The organism is Streptomyces sp. NPDC047974, assembly GCF_040653375.1.
Lineage (GTDB): Bacteria > Actinomycetota > Actinomycetes > Streptomycetales > Streptomycetaceae > Streptomyces.
Window position 1 is genome coordinate 25,445 of record NZ_JBEZNU010000028.1, and the last position, 25,556, is coordinate 51,000.

General features: G+C 73.0%; 24 protein-coding genes. 7 read left to right on the forward strand and 17 right to left on the reverse strand.

Going from position 1 to position 25,556, the window contains the following annotated elements; translation table 11 throughout:
- Positions 1-2 precede the first annotated feature (2 nt).
- Entirely contained in the window at positions 3-1,253 is a 1,251-nt protein-coding gene (locus AB0E19_RS30640; RefSeq protein WP_362185685.1) for an MFS transporter, read from the forward strand.
- On the opposite strand, the gene glgX is transcribed toward AB0E19_RS30640, so the two are convergent.
- Complete coding sequence (gene glgX, locus AB0E19_RS30645) at positions 1,207-3,327, reverse strand: glycogen debranching protein GlgX (protein WP_362185527.1); 2,121 nt, start codon at positions 3,325-3,327, stop codon at positions 1,207-1,209. The two genes, AB0E19_RS30640 and glgX, sit on opposite strands and share 47 nt — an antisense overlap.
- A gap of 137 nt (positions 3,328-3,464) precedes the next feature.
- Here glgX and AB0E19_RS30650 point away from each other — a divergent pair, with 137 nt between their 5' ends.
- The 4 genes from AB0E19_RS30650 to AB0E19_RS30665 all read left to right on the forward strand — a co-directional run bounded on the left by AB0E19_RS30650 (position 3,465) and on the right by AB0E19_RS30665 (position 7,949).
- Positions 3,465-4,349 carry a Tat pathway signal sequence domain protein gene (locus tag AB0E19_RS30650; RefSeq protein ID WP_362185529.1) on the forward strand — a complete coding sequence of 295 codons (885 nt, stop codon included), beginning with the start codon at positions 3,465-3,467 and terminating at the stop codon, positions 4,347-4,349.
- A gap of 67 nt (positions 4,350-4,416) precedes the next feature.
- Positions 4,417-5,739 carry a copper amine oxidase gene (locus tag AB0E19_RS30655; RefSeq protein WP_362185531.1) on the forward strand — a complete coding sequence of 441 codons (1,323 nt, stop codon included), beginning with the start codon at positions 4,417-4,419 and terminating at the stop codon, positions 5,737-5,739.
- A gap of 108 nt (positions 5,740-5,847) precedes the next feature.
- Complete coding sequence (locus AB0E19_RS30660; protein ID WP_362185533.1) at positions 5,848-7,134, forward strand: SAV2148 family HEPN domain-containing protein; 1,287 nt, start codon at positions 5,848-5,850, stop codon at positions 7,132-7,134.
- An 89-nt stretch (positions 7,135-7,223) separates the two neighbouring features.
- Entirely contained in the window at positions 7,224-7,949 is a 726-nt protein-coding gene (locus AB0E19_RS30665; RefSeq protein WP_362185536.1) for a 3'-5' exonuclease, read from the forward strand.
- A 39-nt stretch (positions 7,950-7,988) separates the two neighbouring features.
- On the opposite strand, the gene AB0E19_RS30670 is transcribed toward AB0E19_RS30665, so the two are convergent.
- The gene (locus tag AB0E19_RS30670; protein ID WP_362185538.1) at positions 7,989-8,819 is read right to left on the reverse strand and encodes an alpha/beta fold hydrolase; all 831 of its coding nucleotides are present in this window, start codon (positions 8,817-8,819) and stop codon (positions 7,989-7,991) included.
- Positions 8,820-8,911: 92 nt separating this feature from the next.
- Positions 8,912-9,769 carry an aminoglycoside phosphotransferase family protein gene (locus tag AB0E19_RS30675; RefSeq protein ID WP_362185541.1) on the reverse strand — a complete coding sequence of 286 codons (858 nt, stop codon included), beginning with the start codon at positions 9,767-9,769 and terminating at the stop codon, positions 8,912-8,914.
- Between the two features lie 196 nt (positions 9,770-9,965).
- Here AB0E19_RS30675 and AB0E19_RS30680 point away from each other — a divergent pair, with 196 nt between their 5' ends.
- Complete coding sequence (locus AB0E19_RS30680) at positions 9,966-10,520, forward strand: DUF1697 domain-containing protein (protein WP_362185543.1); 555 nt, start codon at positions 9,966-9,968, stop codon at positions 10,518-10,520.
- On the opposite strand, the gene AB0E19_RS30685 is transcribed toward AB0E19_RS30680, so the two are convergent.
- From AB0E19_RS30685 to AB0E19_RS30750, 14 genes are all read right to left on the reverse strand, one after another.
- On the reverse strand, positions 10,517-11,266 hold the full coding sequence (locus AB0E19_RS30685) for a sirohydrochlorin chelatase (protein WP_362185545.1): 750 nt from the start codon (positions 11,264-11,266) through the stop codon (positions 10,517-10,519). The two genes, AB0E19_RS30680 and AB0E19_RS30685, sit on opposite strands and share 4 nt — an antisense overlap.
- A gap of 3 nt (positions 11,267-11,269) precedes the next feature.
- Positions 11,270-12,157, reverse strand: coding sequence for an ABC transporter permease (locus tag AB0E19_RS30690; protein ID WP_362185547.1), 888 nt, complete (start codon positions 12,155-12,157; stop codon positions 11,270-11,272).
- On the reverse strand, positions 12,144-12,941 hold the full coding sequence (locus AB0E19_RS30695) for an ABC transporter ATP-binding protein (RefSeq protein WP_360604784.1): 798 nt from the start codon (positions 12,939-12,941) through the stop codon (positions 12,144-12,146). The genes AB0E19_RS30690 and AB0E19_RS30695 overlap by 14 nt, the downstream gene beginning before the upstream one ends.
- A gap of 34 nt (positions 12,942-12,975) precedes the next feature.
- Positions 12,976-14,085: an aliphatic sulfonate ABC transporter substrate-binding protein gene (locus AB0E19_RS30700; RefSeq protein ID WP_362185550.1), complete on the reverse strand. Its 1,110-nt coding sequence runs from the start codon at positions 14,083-14,085 to the stop codon at positions 12,976-12,978.
- 200 nt (positions 14,086-14,285) lie between these two features.
- Positions 14,286-15,629, reverse strand: coding sequence for a GTP-binding protein (locus AB0E19_RS30705; protein ID WP_362185553.1), 1,344 nt, complete (start codon positions 15,627-15,629; stop codon positions 14,286-14,288).
- Positions 15,630-15,631: 2 nt separating this feature from the next.
- The gene (cysD, locus tag AB0E19_RS30710) at positions 15,632-16,567 is read right to left on the reverse strand and encodes a sulfate adenylyltransferase subunit CysD (RefSeq protein WP_362185556.1); all 936 of its coding nucleotides are present in this window, start codon (positions 16,565-16,567) and stop codon (positions 15,632-15,634) included.
- A complete protein-coding gene (cysC, locus tag AB0E19_RS30715) occupies positions 16,564-17,148 on the reverse strand; it encodes an adenylyl-sulfate kinase (protein ID WP_362185559.1) in 585 nt (194 codons plus the stop codon). The genes cysD and cysC overlap by 4 nt, the downstream gene beginning before the upstream one ends.
- The gene (locus tag AB0E19_RS30720; RefSeq protein ID WP_362185562.1) at positions 17,130-17,846 is read right to left on the reverse strand and encodes a phosphoadenylyl-sulfate reductase; all 717 of its coding nucleotides are present in this window, start codon (positions 17,844-17,846) and stop codon (positions 17,130-17,132) included. Before AB0E19_RS30720 ends, cysC begins: the two co-directional genes overlap by 19 nt.
- On the reverse strand, positions 17,843-18,022 hold the full coding sequence (locus tag AB0E19_RS30725; protein ID WP_362185565.1) for a hypothetical protein: 180 nt from the start codon (positions 18,020-18,022) through the stop codon (positions 17,843-17,845). Before AB0E19_RS30725 ends, AB0E19_RS30720 begins: the two co-directional genes overlap by 4 nt.
- Positions 18,019-19,716, reverse strand: coding sequence for a nitrite/sulfite reductase (locus AB0E19_RS30730; protein ID WP_362185568.1), 1,698 nt, complete (start codon positions 19,714-19,716; stop codon positions 18,019-18,021). The genes AB0E19_RS30725 and AB0E19_RS30730 overlap by 4 nt, the downstream gene beginning before the upstream one ends.
- A gap of 126 nt (positions 19,717-19,842) precedes the next feature.
- A complete protein-coding gene (locus tag AB0E19_RS30735; RefSeq protein ID WP_311136957.1) occupies positions 19,843-19,926 on the reverse strand; it encodes a putative leader peptide in 84 nt (27 codons plus the stop codon).
- Positions 19,927-20,123: 197 nt separating this feature from the next.
- Positions 20,124-20,693: a GNAT family N-acetyltransferase gene (locus AB0E19_RS30740; RefSeq protein WP_362185571.1), complete on the reverse strand. Its 570-nt coding sequence runs from the start codon at positions 20,691-20,693 to the stop codon at positions 20,124-20,126.
- A 189-nt stretch (positions 20,694-20,882) separates the two neighbouring features.
- Positions 20,883-22,175, reverse strand: coding sequence for a GAF domain-containing protein (locus AB0E19_RS30745; protein ID WP_362185574.1), 1,293 nt, complete (start codon positions 22,173-22,175; stop codon positions 20,883-20,885).
- Positions 22,176-22,773: 598 nt separating this feature from the next.
- The gene (locus AB0E19_RS30750; RefSeq protein WP_362185577.1) at positions 22,774-24,411 is read right to left on the reverse strand and encodes an acyl-CoA dehydrogenase family protein; all 1,638 of its coding nucleotides are present in this window, start codon (positions 24,409-24,411) and stop codon (positions 22,774-22,776) included.
- A gap of 17 nt (positions 24,412-24,428) precedes the next feature.
- Here AB0E19_RS30750 and AB0E19_RS30755 point away from each other — a divergent pair, with 17 nt between their 5' ends.
- Positions 24,429-25,553: a YihY/virulence factor BrkB family protein gene (locus AB0E19_RS30755; protein ID WP_362185580.1), complete on the forward strand. Its 1,125-nt coding sequence runs from the start codon at positions 24,429-24,431 to the stop codon at positions 25,551-25,553.
- Positions 25,554-25,556 lie beyond the last annotated feature (3 nt).

Here is a 25,556-nt window from a genome sequence, read left to right on the forward strand (position 1 = left end):
GGATGTACCGCGACACCCTCTCCCTGCTCGGCCCCACCCTTCCGGTCCTCTCCTTCCTCGGCCGGCTGCCCACCGCGATGTGCCAGCTCGGCAGCGTGCTGCTGGTCGCGGAGACCAGCGGCTCGCTCGCCACGGCGGGGCTCGCGGGCGGCGCGCTGGCCGCCGGGCAGACCGTCGCGGGCCCGCTGCTCGGCCGGCTCGCGGACCGGCGCGGCCAGCGCGGCCCCGTCCTCGCCGCCTCCCTCGCCAACGCCGTCGCGGTCGCCGCCCTCGTCCTCGCCGCCGTCGCCGACGCCCCCACCGGGCTGCTCGTGCCGCTGGCGCTGCTCGCCGGGGCGACCGTCCCGCAGATCGGGCCGCTCGCCCGGACCCGCTCGGTGGCCCTCGCCCGCCGGGCCGGCGCCGACGACCGCACCGTCGGCGCGGTCCTCTCCTTCGAGGGCACCCTCGACGAGGTCTCCTTCGTCCTCGGCCCCGCGCTCGTCGGCCTCGCCGCCGCCCTCGCCCACCCCGGCGCCGCGCTGCTCGGCGCGGCCCTGCTCCTCGCCCTCTGCGGCACCGGCTTCGCCCTCCACCCGACCGCCTCCGCCGCCGCGGCCCCGCCCGACGGCACCGCCACCCGCACGGGCGCCGCCGAACGGACGCGGCTGCCCGGCTCCGCGTACGCCCTCCGGGTGACGATGGTCCTCCAGGGCGCCATGTTCGGCGCCTCCCAGGCCGGGATCACCGCCCTCTCCGCCGGTCTCGGCGTCCCCGCCCAGGCCGGGCTCGTCTACGCGGCGATGGGCGTGATGAGCGCCGCCGTCGGCCTGTCGCTCGCCGCGCTGCCCGCCCGGATCGGGCTGACCCTCCGCTGGCGGACCGCGACCGCCGGGCTCGTCCTGCTCTCCCTGCCGCTGCTCGCGGTCGACTCCCTCACCGGCCTGTACGTGGTGGTGACCGTGCTCGGCGCCGCCTACGCCCCGCACCTCATCACGGTCTTCGCGCTGACCGAGAGGTCCGTCCCGGCCGGCCGGCTCGCCGAGTCCATGGCCTTCCTCACCAGCGGGATCGTCGGCGGCCAGGCCCTCGCCCTGGCGCTCTCCGGGCGGCTCGCCGAACAGCACGGCGCACCCGCCGCCTTCGCGGTGGCGGTGGGGGCGGCCGTGGCCTGCGCGGCGCTCTCCTGGACCGTACGGACGGGGAGGGCGCCGCGCGGGGCGGCGGTCACGCCGGGCGGCGCAGCACCGTCAGGCTCAGCGGCGCGAGGGTGACGCGCTCGCCCGCCACGATCTCCGGCCCCTCCCGGGGCGGCAGCCCGTCCGGCTCCGAGGTGTCCACCACCGTCCGCCAGCACCGCCCGTGGCTGTCCGGGACCGCGAACTCCAGGTCCTGGGAGGAGGCGTTGAACATCAGCAGGAAGGAGTCGTCGGCGATCCGCTCGCCCTGCGGGCCCGGTTCGGAGATGGCGTTGCCGTTGAGGAAGACGGTCAGCGCGCGGGCGTGCGCCGCCTGCCAGTCGCGGGCCGTCATCTCCTCGCCCTCCGGGGTGAACCAGGCGATGTCGGTGAGCTCGTCGTGGGTGCCCTCCACCGGCCGGCCGTGGAAGAAGCGGCGGCGCCGGAAGACCGGGTGCTCGCGGCGGAGCCGTACCATCGCCCGGGTGAAGCGCAGCAGGGTCGCCTCGACCTCGCTGTTCTCCTTGGGCCAGCGCACCCAGGACACCTCGCCGTCCTGGCAGTAGGCGTTGTTGTTGCCGCCCTGGGTGCGGCCGAACTCGTCGCCGTGGCTGAGCATCGGCACGCCCTGCGACAGCATCAGCGTGGCGAGGAAGTTGCGCATCTGGCGGGCGCGCAGCTCGTTGATCCCGACGTCGTCGGTCTCGCCCTCCTGCCCGCAGTTCCAGGACCGGTTGTGGCTCTCGCCGTCCCGGTTCCCCTCGCCGTTCGCCTCGTTGTGCTTCTCGTCGTACGAGACCAGGTCGCGCAGCGTGAAACCGTCGTGGCAGGTCACGAAGTTGACCGAGGCCAGCGGGCGGCGGCCGTCGTCCTGGTACAGGTCGGAGGAGCCGGTGAGCCGGGAGGCGAACTCCGCCAGCGTGCGCGGCTCGCCCCGCCACAGGTCCCGGACGCAGTCCCGGTACTTGCCGTTCCACTCGGTCCACAGCGGCGGGAAGTTCCCCACCTGGTAGCCGCCCTCGCCGACGTCCCACGGCTCCGCGATCAGCTTCACCTGGCTGACCACCGGGTCCTGCTGCACCAGGTCGAAGAAGGACGACAGCCGGTCCACCTCGTGGAACTGCCGGGCCAGGGTGGCCGCCAGGTCGAAGCGGAAGCCGTCCACGTGCATCTCGGTCACCCAGTACCGCAGACTGTCCATGATCATCTGGAGGACGTGCGGGGACCGCATGAGCAGCGAGTTCCCGGTGCCGGTGGTGTCCGTGTAGTAGCGGGGGTCGTCGCCCAGGCGGTAGTACGAGGGGTTGTCCAGGCCGCGGAAGGAGAGCGTCGGGCCCAGGTGGTTGCCCTCCGCCGTGTGGTTGTAGACGACGTCCAGGATGACCTCGATGCCCGCCTGGTGCAGCGCCCGCACCGCCGACTTGAACTCCAGGACCTGCTGGCCCCGGTCGCCCCAGGAGGCGTAGGCGTTGTGCGGGGCGAAGAAGCCGATCGTGTTGTAGCCCCAGTAGTTCGAGAGCCCCGCGTCGACCAGCCGGTGGTCGTTCACGAACTGGTGCACCGGCATCAGTTCCAGGGCCGTGACGCCCAGTTCCTTCAGATGGCCGATGACCGAGGGGTGCGCGAGCCCCGCGTAGGTGCCGCGCAGCTCCTCCGGAAGGTCCGGGTGCAGCTTGGTCAGGCCCTTCACATGGGCCTCGTAGATCACCGTGTGGTGGTACTCGGTGCGCGGCCGGCGGTCGTCGCCCCAGTCGAAGTACGGGTTCACCACCACCGAGGTCATCGTCCGGCCCGCCGAGTCCAGGTCGTTGCGCGCGTCGGGACGCCCGAAGGGGTATCCGTACACCGCCTCGCCCCAGTCGATCGCGCCCGACATCGCCCGCGCGTACGGGTCGAGGAGGAGCTTCGCCGGATTGCACCGGAGGCCGCGCTCCGGCGCGTACGGCCCGTGCACCCGGAAGCCGTACCGCTGCCCCGGCATCACGCCGGGCAGATAGGCGTGACGGACGAAGGCGTCCGTCTCGCGCAGTTCGACGGACGTCTCCGTGCCGTCGTCGTCGATGAGACACAGCTCCACGCGGTGCGCCGCCTCCGAGAAGACCGCGAAGTTGGTGCCCGCTCCGTCATAGGTGGCGCCCAGGGGGTACGCCTGTCCCGGCCAGACCTGCATGGATACGAATCTTCCTCTTCTGTCCGGGTTCATGCGTGCTCTTCGGCCAGATCCTGCCCGAAAGACGCGCAACCTCGCGGGAACCCGCCCCGTCCTACCGGGTGACCGCAGACCAAGCGGGGGATAGAGGGGGAAATGTGTACGAAATAGTGCGCCGCCACCTGGGGAAGGTGGTGGCCGGAGCGGCCATGGCGGTGACGGGCACCGCCGTCGCGGTCGCGATCAGCCTGCCGGGCACGGCCGGCGCGGAGTCCACGCCCGCCGCCCGCGCGGCCGGCTCCGGGAGCGCGGCGGCGGACGGCGCCCGGGGCGCAGGGGGAACGGACGGCGCCGGGGGCGCGGAGGGGACGGACGGCGCCGGGGGCGCGGAGGGAACGGGCGGCCGGGGGGCCGCCGCGCTCGCCCCCGCCACCGTCGCCCCGCCCGCCGCCGAGGGGGCGCGGGGCACCGGCACCGATCCGCTCACCGACGCCGAACTGGCCCGGGCCCGGGAGCTCGCGCTCGGCCCCGCCGACTCCGCCGCCCGTCAGGACGTCGACGGCGACCGGGGCCGCCCGCAGCACCTCGGCACCGAACTCGCCGACCCGGCCCCCGGCGAGGAGAGCACCCGCCGCGCCCAGGTCCGCTTCTACGACTACGCCCGCGACGAGCTCGTCACCCGGACCGTCGACCTGACCACGGGCAAGGTCGAGACCACCGCCGCCCGGCGCGGGGTGCAGCCCTCGGCCCACCCCGAGGAACTGCGCGCCGCCCTCGAACTGATCCTCGCGAGCCCCCTCGGCAAGGGCGTCAAGGAGGACTACCGGGACGCCACCGGCACCGAACTCACCAGCGCCGACCAGCTCTGGTTCAACGGTGACGTCTACCGCACCTACCGCGAGAAGAACGTCCCCGAGGCGCTCTCCCGCTGCGGCGAACACCGCTGCGTCCGGCTCGTCACCAAGGTCCGCAACGGCGCCTGGATCGACACCCGGAACATCATCGTCGACCTCTCCGCGAAGAACGTCGTCCGCGTCGGCTGACCACCGCCGCCCGCCGTTCCACCACCCGCCCCGCCTTCGGGGGCCCGCACGCAAGGAGTACGACCGCATGACCCGCCCGCACCACCGGCGAGCCAGGGGGATCCTCGCCGCCCTCGCGGCCACCGCCTTCCTCGGCACCGCCACCGCCGCCGCGGCACCCGCGCCGACGCCCACCCCGACGCCGACGCCCGGACCCCGGCCCACGCTCGCGAAGCCCCCGGCCTCCGCCGCCTGCTCGCCCACCCAGCGCATCACCACGAAGCTCGACGGCGGAGCCTCCTGGGAGATGTGCTGGCGCTACAGCACCGACGCCGGCCTGATCCTCGACCGGGTCACCTACCAGCCGCCCGGCGGCGCCCCGGTCCGCGTCCTCACCACCGCCCGGCTCGCCCAGATCCACGTGCCCTACGACGACGGCGGCGCCGAGTACGACGACCTCACCGGCGCCGGCTTCGGCTGGGGCCTGCAGAACCTCAAGCCCGCCGAATGCCCCGGCGGCACCCTCTCCTCCGTCAAGGTCCCCGAGGTCGGCACCGTCAAGGGCCTCTGCACCACCACCCGCGCCCGCGGCCACGCCTACCGCATGGCCAGCGACTCCGGCGCCGGCGTCTACCAGGCCCAGGCCAAGGACCTCCTCGTCTACACCGTCAACAAGGTCGGCTGGTACGAGTACATCTCCGAGTGGCGCTTCTCCTCCGACGGCACCATAGGCGCCAACGTCGGCGCCACCGGCAGCCTCTCGCCCGTCGACTACAACGCCACCGACGGCCGCGGCTGGCCCATCGGCAAGGGCGCCCGCGGCTACGCCACCAGCCACGCCCACAACGTCTTCTGGAAGCTCGACTTCGGCCTCGACGGCGGCCGGGACCGCGTCGAGCAGTACGACTCCACCGTCACCCCGCCGGCCGGCGAGGGCAGCCCCACCGTCCACACCAAGCGCACCACCGTGACCAAGGAACTCGCCGGCGACGCGAAGAACATGCGCTGGTGGCGGGTGGTCAGCGGCACCGGCAAGAACGCCGACGGTCACGCCCGCAGCTACGAGATCGTCCCCGGCCACACCGACACCCACGCCGGCCGCGGCTTCACGAAGCACGACGTCTACTTCACCCAGTCCCGCGCCTGCGAGCAGTACGCCAGCAACAACATCGGCAACTGCCCGGCGGGCGCAGGCGACAGCGTGGACAAGTGGGTGAACGGGGAGACGCTGACCCGGCCGACCGTCTGGGTCAACATCGGGTTCCACCACATCGCCCGGGACGAGGACCAGCAGCCCATGCCCGTCCACTGGCAGGGCTTCCAGCTCGCACCCAGGGACGTAATGGCTATGAATCCCCTCACTCCGTCCGATCTCGCCTCCCAGAACGGACAGCCGGACACCCGGAGTTGAGCAAGCCGCCGACCGATCCTGCTGCACCGCCTCCCGCTCGCGGAGTACCCTTCCTTGATCTTGTCGGAAGAATCGGGACGGGCGTCCAGAGCAGAAGGCGGTGCGCGGGTGAGCTCGGGAGGCCTTGAGCTGCCCCCAGGTGACGCGGGTCACGAGGGGGGACCGGCCGACCCCGGGGAGGAAGCGCCCACGGTGATCCTCCCCACGGGCCAGGCCGCACCCCCCGGAGCGGTCACGGTGGCCCGCCCCGTGGAGATCGGCGCCGAGCTCGACTGGGGCGCCGAGGCCTGGGGCGAGGTCCGCACCCGCGCCCAGCGCGCGGGCCGCGCCTACATCTGGCTCAATCTCGTCGAACAGCGGATGCGGGCCGTCGTCGCCGCCGTCCTGCGGCCCGTCTACGAGCCCGTCCACGGCGACGAGTGGGTCGTCGCCGCGGCCGGCCCGGCCGGCCAGGAATGGGTCCGCCGGGCCGTCGCCGTCCGCGAGGTCTCCCGCCGCAAGGGCTACCTCCTCGACCCCGCCGACGACAACGTCCTCTCCTTCCTCACCCTGCCCCAGCTCCGCGAGCTGATGGTCCAGCACTGGCCCTGCTTCGAGCCCTACTTCGACGACCGGCGCGAGGTCGAACTCGCCCTCGACGAACTGGAGGTGACCCGCAACGTCGTCTCCCGCAACCGGGCCCTCTCGCCCACCGTCCTCGCCCAGGCCGAACGCGCCTCCGCCCGCATCCTGGAGATCCTCGGGAGCGGCGCCGGCGTCCCCTCCGCCGACCGGCTCCCCGTCGACGCCGTCGAGGACCTCGTCGGCGACCGGTACGCCGACGTCGTCTCCGTCCACCCCGACCGCGTCCGGCTCCAGCGCCAGCTGCCCGCCGAGGACCTCTTCGGCGGCGCCCGCCGCCTCGACGCCACCGGCATAGGCCTGAACCTGCTCGTGCAGAACTTCTCCGGCCGCCGCATGGTCCGCCTCGCCGAGTCCGGCTGCCGGATACGGCTCCTCTTCCTCAACCCCGCCAGCAGCGCCGTCAAGCGCCGCGAGCGGGAGCTCGGCATCCGCAAGGGCGAGCTGAGCCGCTCCGTCGAGATGAACATCCTGCACATGCGCCGGGTCCGCTCCAAGCTCCGCGACCCCGACGCCTTCCAGATCCACGTCTTCGACGAGACCCCCCGCTTCACCGCCTACCTCGTCGACGGCGACGGCCCCGACGGCGTCGGCGTCGTCCAGTCCTACCTGCGCAGGGCCCGCGGCATGGAGGCCCCCGTCCTCGTCCTGCGCGGCGGCGGCCGCACCGTCGTCCGCCACGACACCCCCGGACGCGACGCGGACCACGGACTCTTCGAGACCTACCGGGAGGAGTTCGAGTCCGTCTGGCTGGACTCCCGGCCCGTTTCCTGAGAGCCCCGTGCCCCGCCCCCTCGGCCGCGTTGTCAGAGGCGCGTGCGAGGGTGTGAGCACCACGGGGGAGATCACGTAAGGAGGACCCGATGGCCTGGCATGGGGAAGCACTGGTCGGCTTCGACCTGGAGACGACGGGGACGGACCCGCTCGAATCCCGCATCGTCACCGCGTCGATCGTCGAGGTCCGCGGCGGTGCGGTGACCGCGCAGCGGGACTGGCTCGCCGACCCCGGCGTCCGCATCCCCGAGCAGGCCTCGGCCATCCACGGCATCAGCAGCGAGCGCGCCGCCGCCGAGGGCCGCCCGGTCCGCGAGGTCGCCGACGAGGTCGCCGAGACCCTGACCCGCTACTGGACCCAGGGCGTCCCGGTCGTCGCGTACAACGCCTCCTTCGACCTCAGCCTGCTCTCGGCCGAGCTGCGCCGGCACGGACTGCCCTCGCTCGCCGAGCGGAGGGGCGGCACCGGCATCGGCCCGGTCCTCGACCCGTACACCATCGACCGGGCCGTCGACCGCTACCGGCGCGGCAAGCGCACCCTGGAAGCGGTCTGCGGCGAGTACGGCGTGGAGCTCACCAGCGCCCACCAGGCGTCCGCCGACGCCCTCGCCGCCGTCCGGGTCGCCCTCGCGATAGCCGAGCGGCACCCGCAGGTCGCCGCCCTCGACCCGGCCGAACTGCACGACCGGCAGATCGGCTGGTACCGCGCCTGGGCCGAGAACTTCCAGGACTTCCTGCGGCGCAAGGGCGACCAGGACGCCGTGGTCGACCCGGTCTGGCCCCTGCGCGGCGAGCCGGTGGCCGTGACCCCCTGACCGGGGCCCGGCCGGCCGTCCACCGTCAGCCGTTCTCCGTCAGCCGTTCTCCTTCACGAACGACAGCAGCAGGTCGTTCACCGCCTGCGGCCGGTCCAGCTGGAGCCAGTGCCCCGCGTCCTCGACCCGCTCGTACCGCCAGGTGCCGCTGACCGCGTCGGCGGTCCGCTCCATCGAGCGCTCGGTGAGGAAGCGGTCCCCGGTGGACCACACGCCCATGACCGGAACCCCGGCCGGCAGCGGCGGCACCGGAACGTCCGGGCCGAACTGCGCCTCCGCCGGGAAGCCCGAGCGGTAGATGTTCAGGGCGGCCGTGAGCGCCCCCGGCGCGCGCAGCGTGTCGATCACCGGCTCCGCGTCCGGGTGCTCGGCCAGCATCTCCCGCAGCTGGGCGTAGTCGTCCCGGGAGAGCCAGTCCTCCGCGAGCCCGGCCAGCTGGAACAGCAGCATGTACCAGGAGCGCTGCTTCTGCTCCCAGCCCGCGCCCCGGACCGCCGTGATGTGCCCCACCGACAGCAGGCCCAGGCTCCGCACCCGGTCGGGGACCACCGAGGCGAGCCCCTGCGCGACGCCGGACCCCCAGTCGTGGCCGACCAGGTGGAAGCGGTCCACCTCCAGGTGCGCGAGCAGCTCCAGCATGTCGCCGACGTGCTTCGCCGGGTGGTACGCCTCGGGGCCGCCCTCCGGACGGTCCGAAGCGCCGAAGCCGCGCAGCGTCGGGGCGACCGTCCGGTAGCCCGCGGCGTTCAGCGCCGCCACCTGATGGCGCCACAGGTGGTGGCTGTCGGGGAAGCCGTGCAGGAGCAGGACCACCGGCCCCTCGCCGCTCACCTCGACGTCGAGACTCACTTCGGACAGCTGTACGCGCATCACAACACCCCGTTCCCGTCGGCCGGTTCACCAGAGATCATGATGGCAGCCCCCGCGGAACGCATACCAGTCGGTAGGGCGACGGGAACCGGTCAGAACGGATACCAGCGGACCTCGGGATCGCCCTCCCGCAGCGACGCCACCCGCCGCTCGAACTCGGCCAGCGCCTTCGGGTTGTGCGGCGCGTGCTGGGCCACCCAGGCGCAGCTCGCGGTCTCCCGCGCCCCGCGCAGCACCGCGCACCCCTCCCACTCCCGCACGTCCCAGCCGTACGCCTCGGTGAAGGCGTCGTAGGCGGCCGGGTCCAGGCCGTACCGGTCCCGGGAGAGCGCGAGCACCACCAGGTCGTGCTCGCGCAGATCGGAGGAGAAGGTCTCCAGGTCCATCAGGACCGGCCCGTCGGGACCCACCTGCACATTGCGCGGCAGGGCGTCGCCGTGGATCGGGCCGGGGGCGAGGCGCGGGGTGAGCGCGGCCGCCGCCGGGGCGAAGGCGTCCCGCCGCTCCCGCAGGAAGGCCGCGTCCGCCGGGTCGATCGCCTCCCCGGCGAGGCGCAGCCACCGCTCCACCCCGCCCAGCAGCTCCCGCCGGGGCAGCGCGAGCCCCGTCGGCTCGGGCAGCGCGTGCACCGCCCGCAGCAGCGGAGCCAGGTCACGCGGCTCGGCCGGGCGGACGGCCTCCGGCAGCGGGTGCCAGAAGGTCAGCGGATGCCCCTCGACGAGGCGCGGCTCCTGCTCCGCCGCCCGCACCGCCGGCACCCCGGCCTCCGCGAGCCAGCCGGCCAGCGCGACCTCGCGCTCCGCCCGCTCGAACAGCTCGGCGGACCGGCCCACCTTCACGACCAGGCCGTCCACCGCGAAGACCGCGTTCTCGCCCAGCGCGAGGAGCCGTGCCCCGCCGGCCGCAAGCCCCGCCGCCGCCAGGATCTCCCGCGCCCTCGCCTCGTCCATCACTCTCTCCCTACCCGGTGGTACGTCTTCGCCCGAAGTCTCCCACCCCTGGCCGCACCCCCCGTCATTACGAAACCTTGTTTGATAAGTCACAACTCCGTGACGACCCTTCCCCTCCCGCCCGCCCATCGGGAAGGGTTCGATCCAGCCACCGCGCCGCCCCCCACGAGGCGCGGTGGCACCTAAGGTGGGGCGCATGACCACGACGTACGCGCTCCTCCTCCGCGGCATCAACGTGAGCGGTCACCGCAAGCTGCCCATGGCCGAGCTGCGCGAGCTCCTCGAAGGCCTCGGCCACCGCGACGTCCGCACCTACCTCCAGAGCGGCAACGCCGTCTTCACCACCGACGGGCCCGGCTCCGAGTCCGCCCTCGCCACCGCCGTCGAACAGGCCATCGAGGAACGCTTCGGCTTCGCCTGCGACTGCCTGGTCCGCGACCACGGCTACCTCGCCGCCGTCGAACAGGCCTGCCCCTTCCCCGCGGACGAACTGGAGGGGAAGCAGCTGCACGCCGTGTACTACTCCGAGCAGGTCACCGCGGACCGCTTCGCCGCCGTCGACGCCGAGGCCCTCGCCCCCGAGGCGTTCGCCCTCGGCGACCGCGTGATGTACCTCCACACGCCGGACGGCCTCGGCCGCTCCAAGCTCGCCGAGACCGTCATGCGGCCGTCCCTGAACAAGGGAGTGGTGGCCACCGCCCGCAACTGGAACACCGTCCGGAAACTGGTGGAGATGACCGCGGCCGGCTAGCCGGCCGCGACCGCCAGGCGCTCCGGGGCGCGCAGGGCCTCCCGGTAGCGGTCGACGAGGAGGGCGGCCAGTTCGGGGGAGGGGCCGAGGACGTCGGCCAGGACGTCGGCCTCCGCCGCGCCGGCGGCGATGCGGTCGGGGAGCCGGCCGGGGGCGATCACGTACGGGGCCACCGCCACGCGGCGGACGCCCGGTTCGGCGCGCAGGGCGCGCACCGCGTCCCCGGTCCGGGGAAGGGATGCGGAGGCGAACGCGGGTCGCACGGAGCACCAACCGGTGCGCCGCAGCTCCCGCGCCGTTTCTGCGATCGCCGCGATCGCCTCCGGGTCGGTGGAGCCCGCCGAGGCCAGGACGACCCCGGTGGTGCTCTTGTCGGCGGGCGTGAGCCCGGCCTCGTACAGGCGCCGTTCCACCGCCGCGAGGAGCAGCGGGGACGGGCCCAGGACCTCCGCCTGGCGGATCCGCAGCGAGGCGGGGGCCTGGCGCAGGACGGCGGGGATGTCGGCCTTCGCGTGGAAGGCCCGGGTCAGCAGCAGCGGCAGCGCCACCACGTCCCGCACCCCCTCGGAGGCGAGCCGGTCCAGGACGCCCGCCACCGACGGCAGGTTGAAGTCCAGGAACGCGGTCTCCACCCGCGCCCCCGGCCGCAGCGCGCCGGCCCGGCGCACCAGCGCCTGGACGGTCGCCGCGTGCCGCGGGTCGCGGCTGCCGTGGGCGATGACGAGGAGAGCGGGGGACGTACGCATCGGTCAGGCCTTCACGAGCAGGCCGCGGCGGCGCAGGACCGCACGCTCCAGCGGGCTGAAGAAGAGCAGGTCGATCGCGATGCCGACGAGCAGGATGAGGAAGATCGCGAGGAAGATCCCCGGCATGTCGAAGTTGTTGCGGCCGTTCTCCAGGAGCTGGCCCAGGCCGAGGCCCAGGTCGGGGGAGGAGGCGATGATCTCGGCGGCCATCAGCGAACGCCAGGAGAACGCCCAGCCCTGCTTGAGGCCCGCGAGGTAGCCGGGCAGCGCGGCCGGCATCACGATGTGCCAGGCGCCCTTGAGCCCGGTCGCGCCGAGCGTCCGCCCGGCCCGCAGGAAGAGCGGCGGCACCTGGTCGACACCGGCCACCAGGCCGTTGGCGATGGACGGGACGGCGCCCAGCAGGATCACCGCGTACATCATCGAGTCGTTGAGGCCGAGCCAGAGGACGGCCGGCGCCACCCAGGCCACCGACGGCAGCGACTGGAGGCCGGCCAGGATCGGGCCGATCGCGGTGCGGATCACGCCCACCCGGGCGACGAGCAGCCCCAGCGGGGTGCCGATCGCCAGGGCGAGCAGGAAGCCGAGGAGGGCGCGGGAGACGCTGGTCCACAGCACCTCCAGGAGGGTGCCCTCCAGCCACATCGTCTCCAGGCTCGCCCAGACGGCGCCGGGCGAGGGCAGCTTGCCCGCGTCGGTGACCTCCAGGGTGACGAGCAGCTGCCACAGCGCGAGGACCAGCACGATCGCCAGGACCGGCGGCAGCACCTTCTTCAGGAGCACCTCGCGCACCGGGGTGCGGCGGATCTGCACGCTGTCCAGCGCGTCGAGTCCGGCCTCCAGGCCCGCGAGGTCGTCGCCCTTGCGGACGGGTGTCTCAGTGCTGGCCATGGCGGCGGATCTCCCCACGCAGTTCTTCGGTGATCTCGACGGACAGTTCCGCCACGGCGGCGTCCTCGATGCGGCGCGGCTGCGGGATGTCGATGGTCCACTCCCGGGCGATCCGGCCGGGCCGGGAGGAGAGGAGGACGACGCGCTCGGCCAGCCGCACGGCCTCGCGCACGTTGTGGGTGACGAAGAGGACGGAGAGGTTCGTCTCCCGCCAGATCCGGGTGAGCTCGTCGTGGAGCACGTCCCGGGTGATGGCGTCGAGCGCGGCGAACGGCTCGTCCATCAGGAGCAGGTCGCTGGCCTGCGCCAGGGCGCGGGCCAGCGCCACGCGCTGCCGCATGCCGCCGGACAGCTCGTGGACCCGCTTGCCGTACGCACCGCCGAGCCGGACCAGTTCGAGCAGCCGCTCGGCCTCCGGGCGGCGCTCCGCCTTCGGCAGCCCGCGCAGCTTCAGGGCCAGCTCGACGTTCTTCCCGGCGGTCAGCCACGGGAAGAGGGCGTGCTCCTGGAACATCAGGGCCGGCCGGCCGCCGGGGGTCTCGATGGACCCCGCGGACGGCCGGTCGAGCCCGGCGACCAGGTTGAGCAGCGTGGACTTTCCGCAGCCCGAGGCTCCCAGAAGGGTGACGAACTCGCCGGGGGCGACATCGAGGGAGATGTCGTCCAGGACGAGCTGGCCGCCGGCGGGACCGCCGAAGGACTTGGAGACGTGCGCGAGGCGCGCGGCGTGACCGGTGGTGGTCGCGCGGTCCTCGGCCTTGGCGAGCGTCGTGGGCGTGGCCATGGTCGTCACCTCCTGGGTAGCAGCGGTTGGCTGGTTACTTGACGCCGAGTCCGGCGTCGGCGACCTCGGGCTGCCCCTCGGCCTTGAGGACCTTGTTGAGCGCCTTCAGGTCGTAGATGCCCTTGAGGTCGGGCTGCTCCAGGAGACCGGCCTTCACCGCGTGGTCGGCCTGGGCCTGGAGGGTGGCGGCCAGCGGGTCGTTCGTGAACTGGATCGAGGGCCACGCGCTGTCGATGACCTTGGCGCCGAGCGGCTTGCCGGACAGCTCCTTCAGCTTGGAGTTGGCCGACTCCTTCGCCTTCTCCGGGTTGGCGTTGATCCAGGCGTTGGTCTTCACCGAGCCGCGCAGCACGGCCTCCACCACGTCCGGGTGCTCCTTCAGGAACTTCTGGGACACGATGATGTTGGTGATGACGAACTTGTCGTCGGGCCACAGCGTCGACTCGTCGAGGAGGACCTTGGCGCCCTCGCTGACGAGCTTGGAGGCGGTCGGCTCCGGCACCCACGCGCCGTCGATGGAGCCGGACTTGTAGGCGTCCGGGGTCACCTTGTTGTCGGTGCGGAAGACGGAGACGTCGCCCTTGCCGCTCTGGGCGTCGACCTTCCAGCCCTGCTCGGAGATCCAGTTGAGGAAGGCGACGTCCTGGGTGTTGCCGAGCTGCGGGGTCGCGATCCGCTTGCCCTTGACGTCGGCCAGGGTCTTGATCTTCTCCGGGTTCACGACGAGCTTGACGCCGCCGGAGGCGGAGCCGCCGACGATGCGGAGGTTGCTCCCCTTCGACTTGGTGTAGCCGTTGATGGCCGGGGAGGGGCCGATGAAGCCGATGTCGATCGAGCCGGCGTTGAGCGCCTCGATCTCGGAGGGGCCGGCGTTGAACGTGGAGACGTCCAGCTTCGTGCCGCCCAGCTCCTTCTGGAAGATGCCCTCCTGATGACCCACCAGGGCGGTGGCGTGGGTCAGGTTGGGGAAGTACCCGAGCCGTACGGAGTCGGCGGAGAGCTTCTCGCCCGTCGCCGCCACCTTTTCCTTGTCGTTCTTGGCCTCGGAGCCGTAGCCGCAGGAGGCGAGCGCGCCGATCAGCAGCGTCAGCGTGGCGGCGGTTGCGAGCCCGCGGAGCGGGGTGGTGCGGAAGGTGGCAGGCACGGGAGGTATTCCCCTCGGTTCAGTGGGTTTCTGGTCTGCGTTTGAGGCGGTGCGGGTGGAGCGTCGTCGCACGGCGACAGCCGTGCGCGGAGGCGGTCAGCACGCACATCGCGCGACACCTCCCGTGCCTGCGCCGAGGGTGCCGGAACCCACCCGGCCCCCTTCCTTCGCGAAAGAGCCGTAGAAGTCCTGGTTCATCGTCAGAAGTCCCAGCCTTCCTCGTCCTCGGTGGCCACGACGGCCTTGGCGGTGGCGAAGGACTCGCCCGCCATGCCCGCCGCGAGCGTGGTGCCGTCGGCCGGGTCGATCAGCAGGAACGAACCGGTCCGGCGGGAGTCGGCGTACGCGTCCAGCGCCAGCGGCTCCGCCGTGCGGACCTTCACCCGGCCGATGTCGTTGGCGACGAGGCGTCCGGGCTCCGGGTGCTGGGAGAGGTCGTCCAGGGTGAGCCGGGACGGGATCTCCTTGACGATCGCCTTGACCGTGCGGGTGGTGTGCTTGAGCAGCACCCGCTGGCCGACGGTGAGCGGCTGGTCCGCCACGTGGCAGACCGTCGCCTCGACGTCCTGGCTGGTCGCCGGGGCGTCGGCGCTCGGGGCGAGCAGGTCGCCGCGCGAGATGTCGATGTCGTCGGCGAGCCGGATCGTCACCGACTGCGGGGCCCAGGCGATGTCCACCGGCTCGCCCAGCGCGTCGATCGCGGTGATCGTGGAGGTCTTGCCCGAGGGCAGGACCGTGATCTCCTCGCCGACCCGGAAGGCGCCCGCCGCGATCTGGCCGGCGTAGCCCCGGTAGTCGGGGTGCTCGGCCGTCTGCGGACGGATCACGTACTGCACCGGGAAGCGGGCGTGGCAGGCCGTCAGGTCGTGGCTGACCGGGACGGTCTCCAGGTGCTCCAGGACGGTGGGGCCGCCGTACCAGTCCATGTTCGCGGACGGCTCCACCACGTTGTCCCCGGCGAGCGCCGAGATCGGGATCGCGGTGATCTCCGGGACGCCGAGCTCGGAGGCGTACGTGGTGAACTCCTCGGCGATCGCGGCGAAGACGGGCTCCGCGTAGTCGACGAGGTCCATCTTGTTCACGGCCAGGACCACGTGCGGGACGCGGAGCAGGGCGGCGACGGCGGCGTGCCGGCGGGTCTGCTCGACGACGCCGTTGCGGGCGTCGACGAGGACCACGGCCAGCTCGGCCGTCGAGGCGCCCGTGACCATGTTCCGGGTGTACTGCACGTGCCCCGGGGTGTCGGCGAGGATGAACCGCCGGCGCGGGGTCGCGAAGTAGCGGTACGCCACGTCGATCGTGATGCCCTGCTCCCGCTCGGCCCGCAGGCCGTCGGTGAGCAGCGCCAGGTCCGGCGCCTCCTGGCCGCGCGAACGCGAGGCGTGCTCGACGGCCTCCAGCTGGTCGGCGAGGACCGACTTGGAGTCGTGCAGGAGGCGGCCGACCAGGGTGGACTTGCCGTCGTCGACGGAGCCGGCGGTGGCGAAGCGCAGCAGGGTGGTGGCGGCCAGCTCGGCGGCCGGCTGCTCGGTGGACGTGCTCATGGTTAGAAGTACCCTTCGCGCTTGCGGTCTTCCATCGCGGCCTCGGACAGCTTGTCGTCGGCCCGGGTGGCGCCCCGCTCGGTGAGGCGGGAGGCGGCGATCTCGGCGATGACGGCGTCGAGCGTGGTGGCGTCGGAGTCGACGGCGCCGGTGCAGGACATGTCGCCGACCGTGCGGTAGCGGATCAGCCGCTTCTCGACCGTCTCGGTCTCCTTCGGGCCGCCCCACTCGCCGGCCGTCAGCCACATGCCGCTGCGGGCGAAGACCTCGCGCTCGTGGGCGAAGTAGATCTCGGGGAGCTCGATCCCCTCCCGCTGGATGTACTGCCAGACGTCCAGCTCGGTCCAGTTGGACAGCGGGAAGACCCGGACGTGCTCGCCGGGGGCGTGCCGGCCGTTGTACAGCTGCCACAGCTCGGGGCGCTGGCGGCGCGGGTCCCACTGCGAGAACTCGTCGCGGAGGGAGAACACCCGCTCCTTGGCGCGGGCCTTCTCCTCGTCGCGCCGCCCGCCGCCGAAGACGGCGTCGAAGCGGTGCTGCTGGATCGCCTCGGTCAGCGGCACCGTCTGGAGCGGGTTGCGGGTGCCGTCCGGGCGCTCCTTCAGGGCGCCGCGGTCGATGTACTCCTGCACGGACGCGACGTGCAGCCGCAGCCCGTGCTCGGCGACCACGCGGTCGCGGTACTCGATGACCTCGGGGAAGTTGTGCCCGGTGTCGACGTGCAGCAGCGTGAAGGGGACCGGCGCCGGGGCGAAGGCCTTCAGCGCCAGGTGCAGCATGACGATGGAGTCCTTGCCGCCGGAGAAGAGGATCACCGGCCGCTCGAACTCCCCCGCCACCTCACGGAAGATGTGGACGGCCTCGGACTCCAGCGAGTCGAGGTGCGACAGCGCGAACGGGCTGTCGGTCTCCTCGTGGACATGAGCGACGGTCGTCATGCGAGACCCCTCTCGGTGAGCAGCGCGTGGAGCTGCGCCGCGGACTCCTGCACGGTCTGGTTCTGGGATTCGATCCGCAGATCGGGGGCCTCGGGGGCCTCGTACGGGTCGTCGACGCCGGTCAGGCCGGCGATCTCGCCCGCCGCCTGCTTGGCGTACAGGCCCTTGACGTCGCGGACCGAGCAGACCTCGACCGGGGTGGCCACGTGGACCTCGACGAAGGCGGTGCCCTCGGCCTCGTGGCGCTTGCGGACCGCCTCGCGGCTGTCGGCGTACGGGGCGATGACCGGGACGAGGACGGTCACGCCGTGCGAGGCGAGCAGCTCGGCGACGAAGCCGATCCGCTGCACGTTGGTGAACCGGTCCTCGCGGGAGAAGCCGAGGCCCGCGGAGAGGAACTCGCGGATCTCGTCGCCGTCGAGGATCTCGACGCGGCGGCCCTCCTCGCGCAGCCGGCCGGCCAGCTCGTAGGCGATCGTGGTCTTGCCGGCGCTCGGCAGGCCGGTGAGCCAGACGGTGGCACCGGTCACGGGGGTCTCCAGGGGGGTGTCGGGGGTGGTCATCAGCCGTGCAGCCCGCATTCGGTCTTGGCGCGGCCGGCCCAGCGGCCGGCGCGGGCGTCCTCGCCCGCCTCGACCCGGCGGGTGCAGGGCGCGCAGCCGACGGAGGCGTAACCGTCCATGAGGAGCGGGTTGGTGAGGACCCCGAACTCCGCCACGTACGCGTCGACGTCGTCCTGCGTCCAGCGGGCGATCGGGGAGACCTTCACCTTGCGGCGCTTCTCGTCCCAGCCGACGACCGGGGTGTTCGCCCGGGTCGGGGACTCGTCGCGGCGCAGGCCGGTCGCCCACGCGGTGTACGCGGTCAGCCCCTCCTGGAGCGGCTGGACCTTGCGCAGCGCGCAGCACAGGTCGGGGTCGCGGTCGTGCAGCTTCGGGCCGTACTCGGCGTCCTGCTCGGCCACGGTCCGACGCGGGGTCAGGGTGATGACGTTGACGTCCATGACGGCCTCGACGGCGTCACGGGTGCCGATCGTCTCCTCGAAGTGGTAGCCGGTGTCGAGGAAGACGACGTCCACGCCGGGCAGGGCGCGGGAGGCGAGGTGGGCGACGACCGCGTCCTCCATGGAGGAGGTGACGCAGAACGTGGGGCCGAAGGTGGCCGTGGCCCACTGGAGGATCTCCAGCGCGGAGGCGTCCTCCAGGTCGCGCCCGGCCTGCTCGGCGAGCGCCTTCAGCTCGGCGTCGGTGGTCTCCGCGGTGACCTGAGTGATCGTCATATCTCTTCCCCTCCAGTGGTGTTGCCCGAAGTCGCCGGGGCGAGGAGCCCCAGGAACTTCAGCTGGAAGGCTCGACTGCACGCGGCGCATTCCCAGGCGCCGTGGCCCTGCTCGTTCGGACGCAGGTCCTCGTCGCCGCAGTACGGGCAGAAGAACGGGGCGGCGCGCTCGCTCACGACAGGGCCTCCTCGGAGGCGCGGGCCGCCCAGGTGGCGAAGCGCTCGCCGTCCTCGCGCTCCGCCCGGTAGCGGGTGAGGACGCGCTCCACGTAGTCGGGCAGCTCGGCCGACGTCACCTTGTGGCCGCGGAGCTTGCGGCCGAAGCCGGCGTCCAGGCCCAGCGCGCCGCCCAGGTGCACCTGGTAGCCCTCGACCCGGTTGCCGTCGGCGTCGAGCACCAGCTGGCCCTTGAGGCCGATGTCCGCGACCTGGATGCGGGCGCAGGCGTTCGGGCAGCCGTTGATGTTGATGGTCAGCGGCTCGTCGAAGTCCGGGAGGCGGCGCTCCAGTTCGTCCATGAGCGAGGAGGCGCGGCCCTTGGTCTCGACGATGGCGAGCTTGCAGAACTCGATGCCGGTGCAGGCCATCGTGCCGCGCCGGAAGGGCGACGGCGTGACCCGCAGGTCGAGCGCCTCCAGGGCGGCGACGAGCGAGTCGACCTGCGACTCGACGACGTCGAGGACGATCATCTTCTGCTCGGCCGTGGTGCGCACCCGGCCGGAGCCGTGCGCCTCCGCCAGCTCGGCGATCTTGGTGAGGGTGGGGCCGTCCACCCGGCCGACGCGTGGGGCGAAGCCGACGTAGAAGTTGCCGTCCTTCTGCCGGTGCACACCGACGTGGTCGCGCCAGCGGCCGGCCGGCTCCGCCGGGGCGGGTCCGTCGGTCAGCTTCCGCTTGAGGTACTCGTCCTCCAGGACCTGGCGGAACTTCTCCGCGCCCCAGTCGGCGACGAGGAACTTCAGACGGGCGCGGTTGCGCAGCCGGCGGTAGCCGTAGTCGCGGAAGATCGAGATGACGCCCTCGTAGACGTCGGGGACCTCGTCCAGGGAGACCCAGGTGCCCAGGCGGACGCCGAGCTTGGGGTTGGTGGAGAGGCCGCCGCCGACCCAGACGTCGAAGCCGGGGCCGTGCTCCGGGTGGACGACGCCGACGAAGGAGATGTCGTTGATCTCGTGCGCCACGTCGAGCAGCGGCGAGCCGGAGACGGCGGACTTGAACTTGCGGGGCAGGTTCGAGAAGTCCTTGTTGCCGACGATCCGGCGCTGGATCTCGTCGATGGCGGGGGTGCCGTCGATGATCTCGTCCTCGGCGATGCCGGCCACCGGCGAGCCGAGGATGACGCGCGGGGTGTCGCCGCACGCCTCGGTGGTGGAGAGCCCGACCGCCTCCAGGCGGTTCCAGATCTCGGGGACGTCCTCGATCCGGATCCAGTGGTACTGGACGTTCTGCCGGTCCGTGATGTCGGCGGTGCCGCGGGCGAACTCCTCGGAGATCTCGCCGATCACCCGGAGCTGCCGCGTGGTCAGCCGGCCGCCGTCGATGCGGACGCGCAGCATGAAGTACTCGTCGTCCAGCTCCTCCGGCTCCAGGACGCCGGTCTTGGTGCCGTCGAGCCCCTGCTTCCGCTGGGTGTAGAGGCCCCACCAGCGCATGCGGCCGCGCAGGTCGTTGGGGTCGATCGAGTCGAATCCACGCTTGGAGTAGATCGTCTCAATACGTGTCCGAACGTTGAGACCGTCGTCGTCCTTCTTGAACTGCTCATTGCCGTTCAGCGGGGTGAAGTGCCCCACGGCCCACTGACCCTCGCCACGGTGGCGCCCGGTCTTGCGTCGGGCGGCGGCGGGAGTGGGGTTTTCCGGGGTGGCGGCCATGGCGTCTTGTCCTTCGGGACTGCGAGAGGGCGGCTCTGACCTGCACACTCGCGCGCAGAACAGAGAGTGGCGCGACGGTGCGCAGCAGGGTCGGGCAGAGAGGGAGGGGCGGCAGTGCTGGCTTGCTCAGCGCGCCGGACAGATGGCGCTGGACATGCGGCCGAGGTCGACGTGCCGCCGACTCACCAAGGCAGTTCCAGTTCCAGGCATGGCGGAAGCGTGTCACGGGACTTTGGACCCAGTCCAGCTTCGTCCGCTATGTGGACATGAATGTCTCGTCTGGCGAGACGGTGTGGTCTGGGTCACGCAAAAGGGGCCCTGTTCAGGGCCCCTCTCGCGGCGAATCACCACGAATCACGGCGGATGGCGGCGAATCGACGGCGAACCGACGACGAGCCGACGCATGCTCAGGCCTGCGCCCCCGGCCACGGCCCCGGCGTCTCGGCCTCCTCGGCCGTCTCCGTCTTCGTGTCGAAGAGACGGAAGCCGCGGCGCTCGTAGTTGGCCATGGCGTGCGGTCCGTCCAGCGAGCAGGTGTGCAGCCAGACCCGCTTGGTCGGCTCCCGGTCCGGCCAGCGCTCGGCGAGGTCCCAGGCGCGCCGGATGCCCTCGGAGAGCAGGTGGCCGCCGATGCCGCGGCCCCGGAAGGCGGCGATCAGGCCGAAGTACACGATCTCGACGACCCCGTCGTCCTGCGGGTCGAACTCCACGTACCCGGCCGGCGTCCCCCGGTCGTACGCCACCCAGATCTCGGCGCCCGGCTTCTCCGCTATCTCCTTCCACTGCGCGTACGAGAGCGACAGCCGGTCGGCCCAGTGGACGTCGCCGCCGACCGCGGTATAGAGGAAGCGGCTGAACTCGGGGGAGGGGACCTCGGCCCGGCGGACGACGATGTCGTCGCCCTCGGGGACCCGGGCCGGACGCAGGTCGTCCGGCGAGGTCTGTTCCAGGGACCAGGTGGTGAGAGTGATGCTCATGCCCCTTATCGCATCATGCGGAGCGCGGGATTCCCAGGGGGGTCGGGGGTCGGGACCGTCACCCCCCCGGGGGCCGCCCGGGATCGCCCGGGATCGCTCGGGGTCGCGTGGGGTCGAACCGGACATGCTGTCCAGCATGTGGACGGCGGGGGTGGGTGCGGGCGGCCGGAACGGGCGGCGGATCCGCTCTCAGACCCCGATCCCCGCCCGGACCGCCGGAGCCGTCGAATGGGGAAGGAGGTCGTCGGGGTGCTCCGGGCGCCGTACCTCCACCGCGATCTCCTCGCGGAAGCGGTACGGGCGGTGCGCGAGGACCCCCGCGAGGGTCCGCCGCACCCGGGACATCTCGGCCCGGACGGTCACCGTCCTCGTCCGGTCCCCGAACACGTCCTCCGCCAGATCGGCCGCCGTCCGCCCGTCCGGGTGCAGGGCGAGCAGATAGAGCAGCTCCGCGTGGCGCGGGCTCAGCTCCTGCTGCCAGCTCCCCGCCGCCCCCGAGACCGCCACCGTCCAGCGGCGCGGCCGCGTCAGGTCGAGCACCACCCGGCTCGCGGCCCCCGACTCCCCACCGGCCGGCTCCGTGTCCTCCTCCACCCGCAGCAGCCAGCCGCCCGGCAGCGGCTCCACCGTGCACATCCCGAGCGAGGGCAGCCAGACCCGGCCGGCGCCCAGCGCCTTCGGCAGGGTGATCCGGTCGGTCGGGGCGAGGCCGGTCACCGCGGCGGTCCAGCCGTGGACGTCCACGGCGACGGCCCGGCCGCCCACCCGGCAGAGGATCGGCGCCGCCACCGCCCGCAGCCGCTCGATCGTGGACCGGTGCCGCTCGCGCAGCTCCGCCTCGGCGAGCCGGGCGACCGAGCCGACGAGGGCCAGCATCGAGGGATGGAAGGTGGAGGCCGGCCCGCTGACGTCGAGGACGCCGAGCAGCCGCTGGTCGCGCGGGTCGTGGACGGGCGCCGCCGCGCACGTCCAGTTGTGCAGCGACTGCACGTAGTGCTCGGCGGAGTGGACCTGCACCGCCCGGTGGGTGGCGAGCGCGGTGCCGACCGCGTTGGTGCCGGTGGCGTGCTCGGCCCAGGCCGCGCCCTCCTCCAGGCAGATGCCGTTCGCCTGCCGCATCACCGAGGGGTGGCCCTCGCGCCAGAGGATCCGGCCGTGCTCGTCGGTGACCACCATGATCTGGAGCGAGGCGTCGGCGATCCCGGCGAGCCCGGAGCTGAGCGTCTGCATCACCTCGGCGAGCAGGGTGCTCCGCCGCCGGTGCTCCAGCTCGTCGCGGCGGAGCAGCACGCTGCTCGTGCCCCGGTCCGGGTCGAGCCCGAGCCGGGCCATCCGCCGCCAGGAGGCGTCGATCTCGGCGCGGGGCGCGATCGGAGGCGTACGACCCGCCAGGGTCTCGTCGCGCACGCGGTGCAGCAGCCGGGCCGCCTGGACGGCGTCCATGGTGGACAGCCGCTTCATGTCGAGCCGCGTGTTGTTCATCGGTCCCTCCCGCCACCCGGTGTGCCGTATCGGTTCTGCAGTGCTCGGGCGGATGACCGGTGCGTCATGAGCGCCGTACGACCCGTCCGAATTGTCCTCCAGGGCCGCAGCTCGCAGTGCCGAGGGTCCATCGTGCCGCCCGGAAGCCCTCCATGGAGCCCGGTTCGGGTAATCCTGCAACCCTTTGCAACTCTGGCCCCGGCCCGCCCCCGTGCGTGAGGGTGGTGACGGCGGGTGGTGGTGCCGTGTCGGCGCAGCACCACCCCCGCCTTCCGCGCGTACCGCCCTCGCGCCCCGCCCCGCGGGGCGCCGGGCCACCCCTGGTGCGCGCGGCCAGGCATCCCGGAACGCGGCGCGGCGCGGCCGCGCGCGACGGGCGCGCCATCCCGCGCCTCGGCCCCGCGACCGATTCCCGTACGTCCGTACGTCCGTACGTCCGTACGCCGGTACCCCGGTCGCGCCCGCACGCCAGTCGTGCCCGTACGCCGTTCCCGTCCGTACGCCGTTCCCGCCCGTACGCCGTTCCCGTCCGTGCGCCGGTCGCGCCGGTACGCCAGGCCCACGCGTCCGTCGTCCGTCGTCCGGTACGGGCCCCGCCTCACTCCGCCGGCCGGGCCCGGTCCACCACCGCGCGCAGGTCGAGGGTGGGCGGCAGGGTGCCGAAGGCCGCGCCCGAGTCGCCGCCCAGCCGGCCCGCGCAGAACGCGTCCGCCACCTCCGGCGGCGCCCAGCGGACCAGCAGCGCGCCCTGGAGGACCAGGGCCATCCGCTCCGCGAGCCGCCGGGCCCGCCCCTCCACGCCCTCCAGGTCGGCCAGCTCGGTCAGGACCCCGCGGATCGCCCGGTCGAGGCGGGGGTCCGCGCCCCGCGCCTCCCCGACCTCCCTCAGGTACGCGTCGAGCGCCGCCGGCTCCGTCCGCAACGCCCGCAGCACGTCGAGCGCCTGGATGTTGCCCGCGCCCTCCCACACCGAGTTCAGCGGCGACTCCCGCAGCAGCCGCGGCAGCCCGGACTCCTCCACGTAGCCGTTCCCGCCCAGGCACTCCAGCGCCTCGGCCACCACCGGCACGCACCGCTTCGTCACCCAGTACTTCGCCGCCGGCACCGCGATCCGCAGCAGCGCCCGCTCCCGCTCCGTACCGGAGTCGTACGCCGCCGCGAGGCGCATCCCGAGGACCGTCGCCGCCTCCGACTCCACCGCCAGGTCCGCCAGCACGTTCCGCATCAGCGGCTTGTCGGCCAGCGGCCCGCCGAAGGCCGAGCGGTACGAGGCGTGGTGCACGGCCTGCGCCACCGCCTGCCGCATCAGCGCCGCGGAGCCGAGCACGCAGTCCAGCCGGGTCGCCGCCACCATCCCCATGACGGTCCGCAGCCCGCGCCCCTCCTCGCCGACCCGGCGCGCCCACGTCGTCCCGTCGAACTCCACCTCCGCCGAGGCGTTCGAGCGGTTGCCCAGCTTGTCCTTGAGCCGCTGGAGCGCGAACGCGTTGCGCGAGCCGTCGTCGAGCACCCGGGGCACCAGGAAACAGGTGAGCCCGCCGGGTGCCCGCGCGAGCACCAGGAAGGCGTCCGACATCGGCGCCGAGCAGAACCACTTGTGCCCCGCCAGCAGGTACTCGCCGTCGGCGGCCAGCGGCCGCGCCGACGTCGTGATCGCCCGCAGGTCGCTGCCGCCCTGCTTCTCCGTCAGCCCCATGCCCAGCAGCGCCCCCGCCTTCGTGGCGACCGGACGCAACTCCCGCTCGTACACCCGGGAGACCGCGAGCGGCTCCCACACCGCCGCGACCTCCGGCTCGGCCCGCAGGGCCGGCACCGCCGCGTGGGTCATCGACACCGGACAGCCGACCCCCGCCTCCGCCTGCGTCGCCACCAGGAACCCGGCGGCCCGCCGCACGTGCCCGCCCGGCCGGTCCCACGCGTCCGTGAGCCCCGCCGCCACCGCCTTGCCGAGCAGCCGGTGCCAGGCCGGATGGAAGTCCACCTCGTCGATCCGCCGCCCGTACCGGTCGTGGGTCCGCAGCCGCGGCGGGAAGGCGTTCGCCTGCTCGCCCCACTCCCTGACCTGCTCCGAACCGGCCGCCCGGCCGAGCGCCCGCAGCTCCCCGCGGGCCCCGTCGAGGAGGTCCGCGGGCAGGTGGCGGTCGACCGCCTCGGCGAGCGCGCGATCGGACCCGAAGACGTCGTACCCCACCAGGGGCGGAGCCTGATCGGAGACGGTGCGGGAGGGTGCTTGCATGCCGATACGGTAAGCAGGTGCAGGCAGCAAGCGAAACACCCGAACGGCCGGAGCGGCGCCCGTGGAGCAGGCTCCACCGGGCCCGTGTCCTCTACCGCAACGTCTCCAAGCGGAAGATGGTCTGGCTGCTCCTCAAGGACACCGTCAACTCGTGCATCGAGTACCGGATCCTCGGTCTCGCCGCCGAGGCCGCCTTCTTCACCCTGCTGTCCCTGCCACCCCTCCTGCTCGGCCTGATCGCCGTCCTCGGCTACGCCGACGACTGGACCAACACCGACACCGTCGCCAGCATCGAGGAGAACATCCTCCGCGCGGCCGGAACGATCCTCTCCGAGCGGGGCGTCGGCGAGATCGCCCAGCCGATCCTCGACGACATCACCCGCGCGAAACGGCCCGAACTCATTTCGCTCGGCTTCGCCATCGCCCTGTGGTCCGGCTCCCGCGCGGTGAACGTCTTCATCGACACCATCACCGTCATGTACGGCCTCGACGGACACCGGGGCATCGTCAAGACCCGGCTCCTCGCCCTGCTCCTCTACATCGTGGCGCTGCTCATCGGAGCCGTCGTCCTGCCCCTCGCGGTCGTCGGCCCCGACCGGGTCGTCGAACTCGTCCCCTGGGGCACGGACGTCGTCGCCGTCCTGTACTGGCCGGCCGTCATCCTGCTCTCCATCGCCTTCCTGACGACGCTGTACCACGTCTCCGTCCCCGTCCGGTCACCCTGGATCGAGGACATCCCGGGCGCGCTCGTCGCCCTCGCGATGTGGGCCTTCGGCAGCTTCCTGCTCCGGATCTACCTGACCAGCCAGGTCGAGGGCCCCACCATCTACGGCTCGCTGGCCGCCCCCATCGCCATCCTCCTCTGGATCGGCGTCTCGGCCTTCGCCGTCCTCGTCGGCGCGGCGGTCAACGCGGCCATCGACCGCGTCTGGCCCTCCGTCGCCACCGCCGCCGCCCGCGAGGCCAACGAACGCGCCCGCGCCGTCCAGGCCGCCGAACTCGTCGCCCGCATCCGCGCCGAGGCGGAGGACGTCGACGAGGACGACCCCGACATGCCCTCCGAGTTCCCCGAACGCTGGTCCAAGTTCCTCCCCCCGGACGACGTGAAGTCCCGCCTCCACACGGGCTGGGAGAAGGACTGAGCG

What these genes read in the sequence shown, in the direction of transcription:
- AB0E19_RS30640 (WP_362185685.1), top strand. Translation starts at nt 3, where the DNA reads ATGTACCGCGACACCCTCTCCCTGCTCGGCCCCACCCTTCCGGTCCTC.
- glgX (WP_362185527.1), bottom strand. Translation starts at nt 3,327, where the DNA reads ATGCAGGTCTGGCCGGGACAGGCGTACCCCCTGGGCGCCACCTATGAC.
- AB0E19_RS30655 (WP_362185531.1), top strand. Translation starts at nt 4,417, where the DNA reads ATGACCCGCCCGCACCACCGGCGAGCCAGGGGGATCCTCGCCGCCCTC.
- AB0E19_RS30665 (WP_362185536.1), top strand. Translation starts at nt 7,224, where the DNA reads ATGGCCTGGCATGGGGAAGCACTGGTCGGCTTCGACCTGGAGACGACG.
- AB0E19_RS30670 (WP_362185538.1), bottom strand. Translation starts at nt 8,819, where the DNA reads ATGCGCGTACAGCTGTCCGAAGTGAGTCTCGACGTCGAGGTGAGCGGC.
- AB0E19_RS30675 (WP_362185541.1), bottom strand. Translation starts at nt 9,769, where the DNA reads ATGGACGAGGCGAGGGCGCGGGAGATCCTGGCGGCGGCGGGGCTTGCG.
- AB0E19_RS30680 (WP_362185543.1), top strand. Translation starts at nt 9,966, where the DNA reads ATGACCACGACGTACGCGCTCCTCCTCCGCGGCATCAACGTGAGCGGT.
- AB0E19_RS30685 (WP_362185545.1), bottom strand. Translation starts at nt 11,266, where the DNA reads ATGCGTACGTCCCCCGCTCTCCTCGTCATCGCCCACGGCAGCCGCGAC.
- AB0E19_RS30690 (WP_362185547.1), bottom strand. Translation starts at nt 12,157, where the DNA reads ATGGCCAGCACTGAGACACCCGTCCGCAAGGGCGACGACCTCGCGGGC.
- AB0E19_RS30695 (WP_360604784.1), bottom strand. Translation starts at nt 12,941, where the DNA reads ATGGCCACGCCCACGACGCTCGCCAAGGCCGAGGACCGCGCGACCACC.
- AB0E19_RS30705 (WP_362185553.1), bottom strand. Translation starts at nt 15,629, where the DNA reads ATGAGCACGTCCACCGAGCAGCCGGCCGCCGAGCTGGCCGCCACCACC.
- cysD (WP_362185556.1), bottom strand. Translation starts at nt 16,567, where the DNA reads ATGACGACCGTCGCTCATGTCCACGAGGAGACCGACAGCCCGTTCGCG.
- cysC (WP_362185559.1), bottom strand. Translation starts at nt 17,148, where the DNA reads ATGCGGGCTGCACGGCTGATGACCACCCCCGACACCCCCCTGGAGACC.
- AB0E19_RS30720 (WP_362185562.1), bottom strand. Translation starts at nt 17,846, where the DNA reads ATGACGATCACTCAGGTCACCGCGGAGACCACCGACGCCGAGCTGAAG.
- AB0E19_RS30730 (WP_362185568.1), bottom strand. Translation starts at nt 19,716, where the DNA reads ATGGCCGCCACCCCGGAAAACCCCACTCCCGCCGCCGCCCGACGCAAG.
- AB0E19_RS30735 (WP_311136957.1), bottom strand. Translation starts at nt 19,926, where the DNA reads ATGCCTGGAACTGGAACTGCCTTGGTGAGTCGGCGGCACGTCGACCTC.
- AB0E19_RS30740 (WP_362185571.1), bottom strand. Translation starts at nt 20,693, where the DNA reads ATGAGCATCACTCTCACCACCTGGTCCCTGGAACAGACCTCGCCGGAC.
- AB0E19_RS30745 (WP_362185574.1), bottom strand. Translation starts at nt 22,175, where the DNA reads ATGAACAACACGCGGCTCGACATGAAGCGGCTGTCCACCATGGACGCC.
- AB0E19_RS30750 (WP_362185577.1), bottom strand. Translation starts at nt 24,411, where the DNA reads ATGCAAGCACCCTCCCGCACCGTCTCCGATCAGGCTCCGCCCCTGGTG.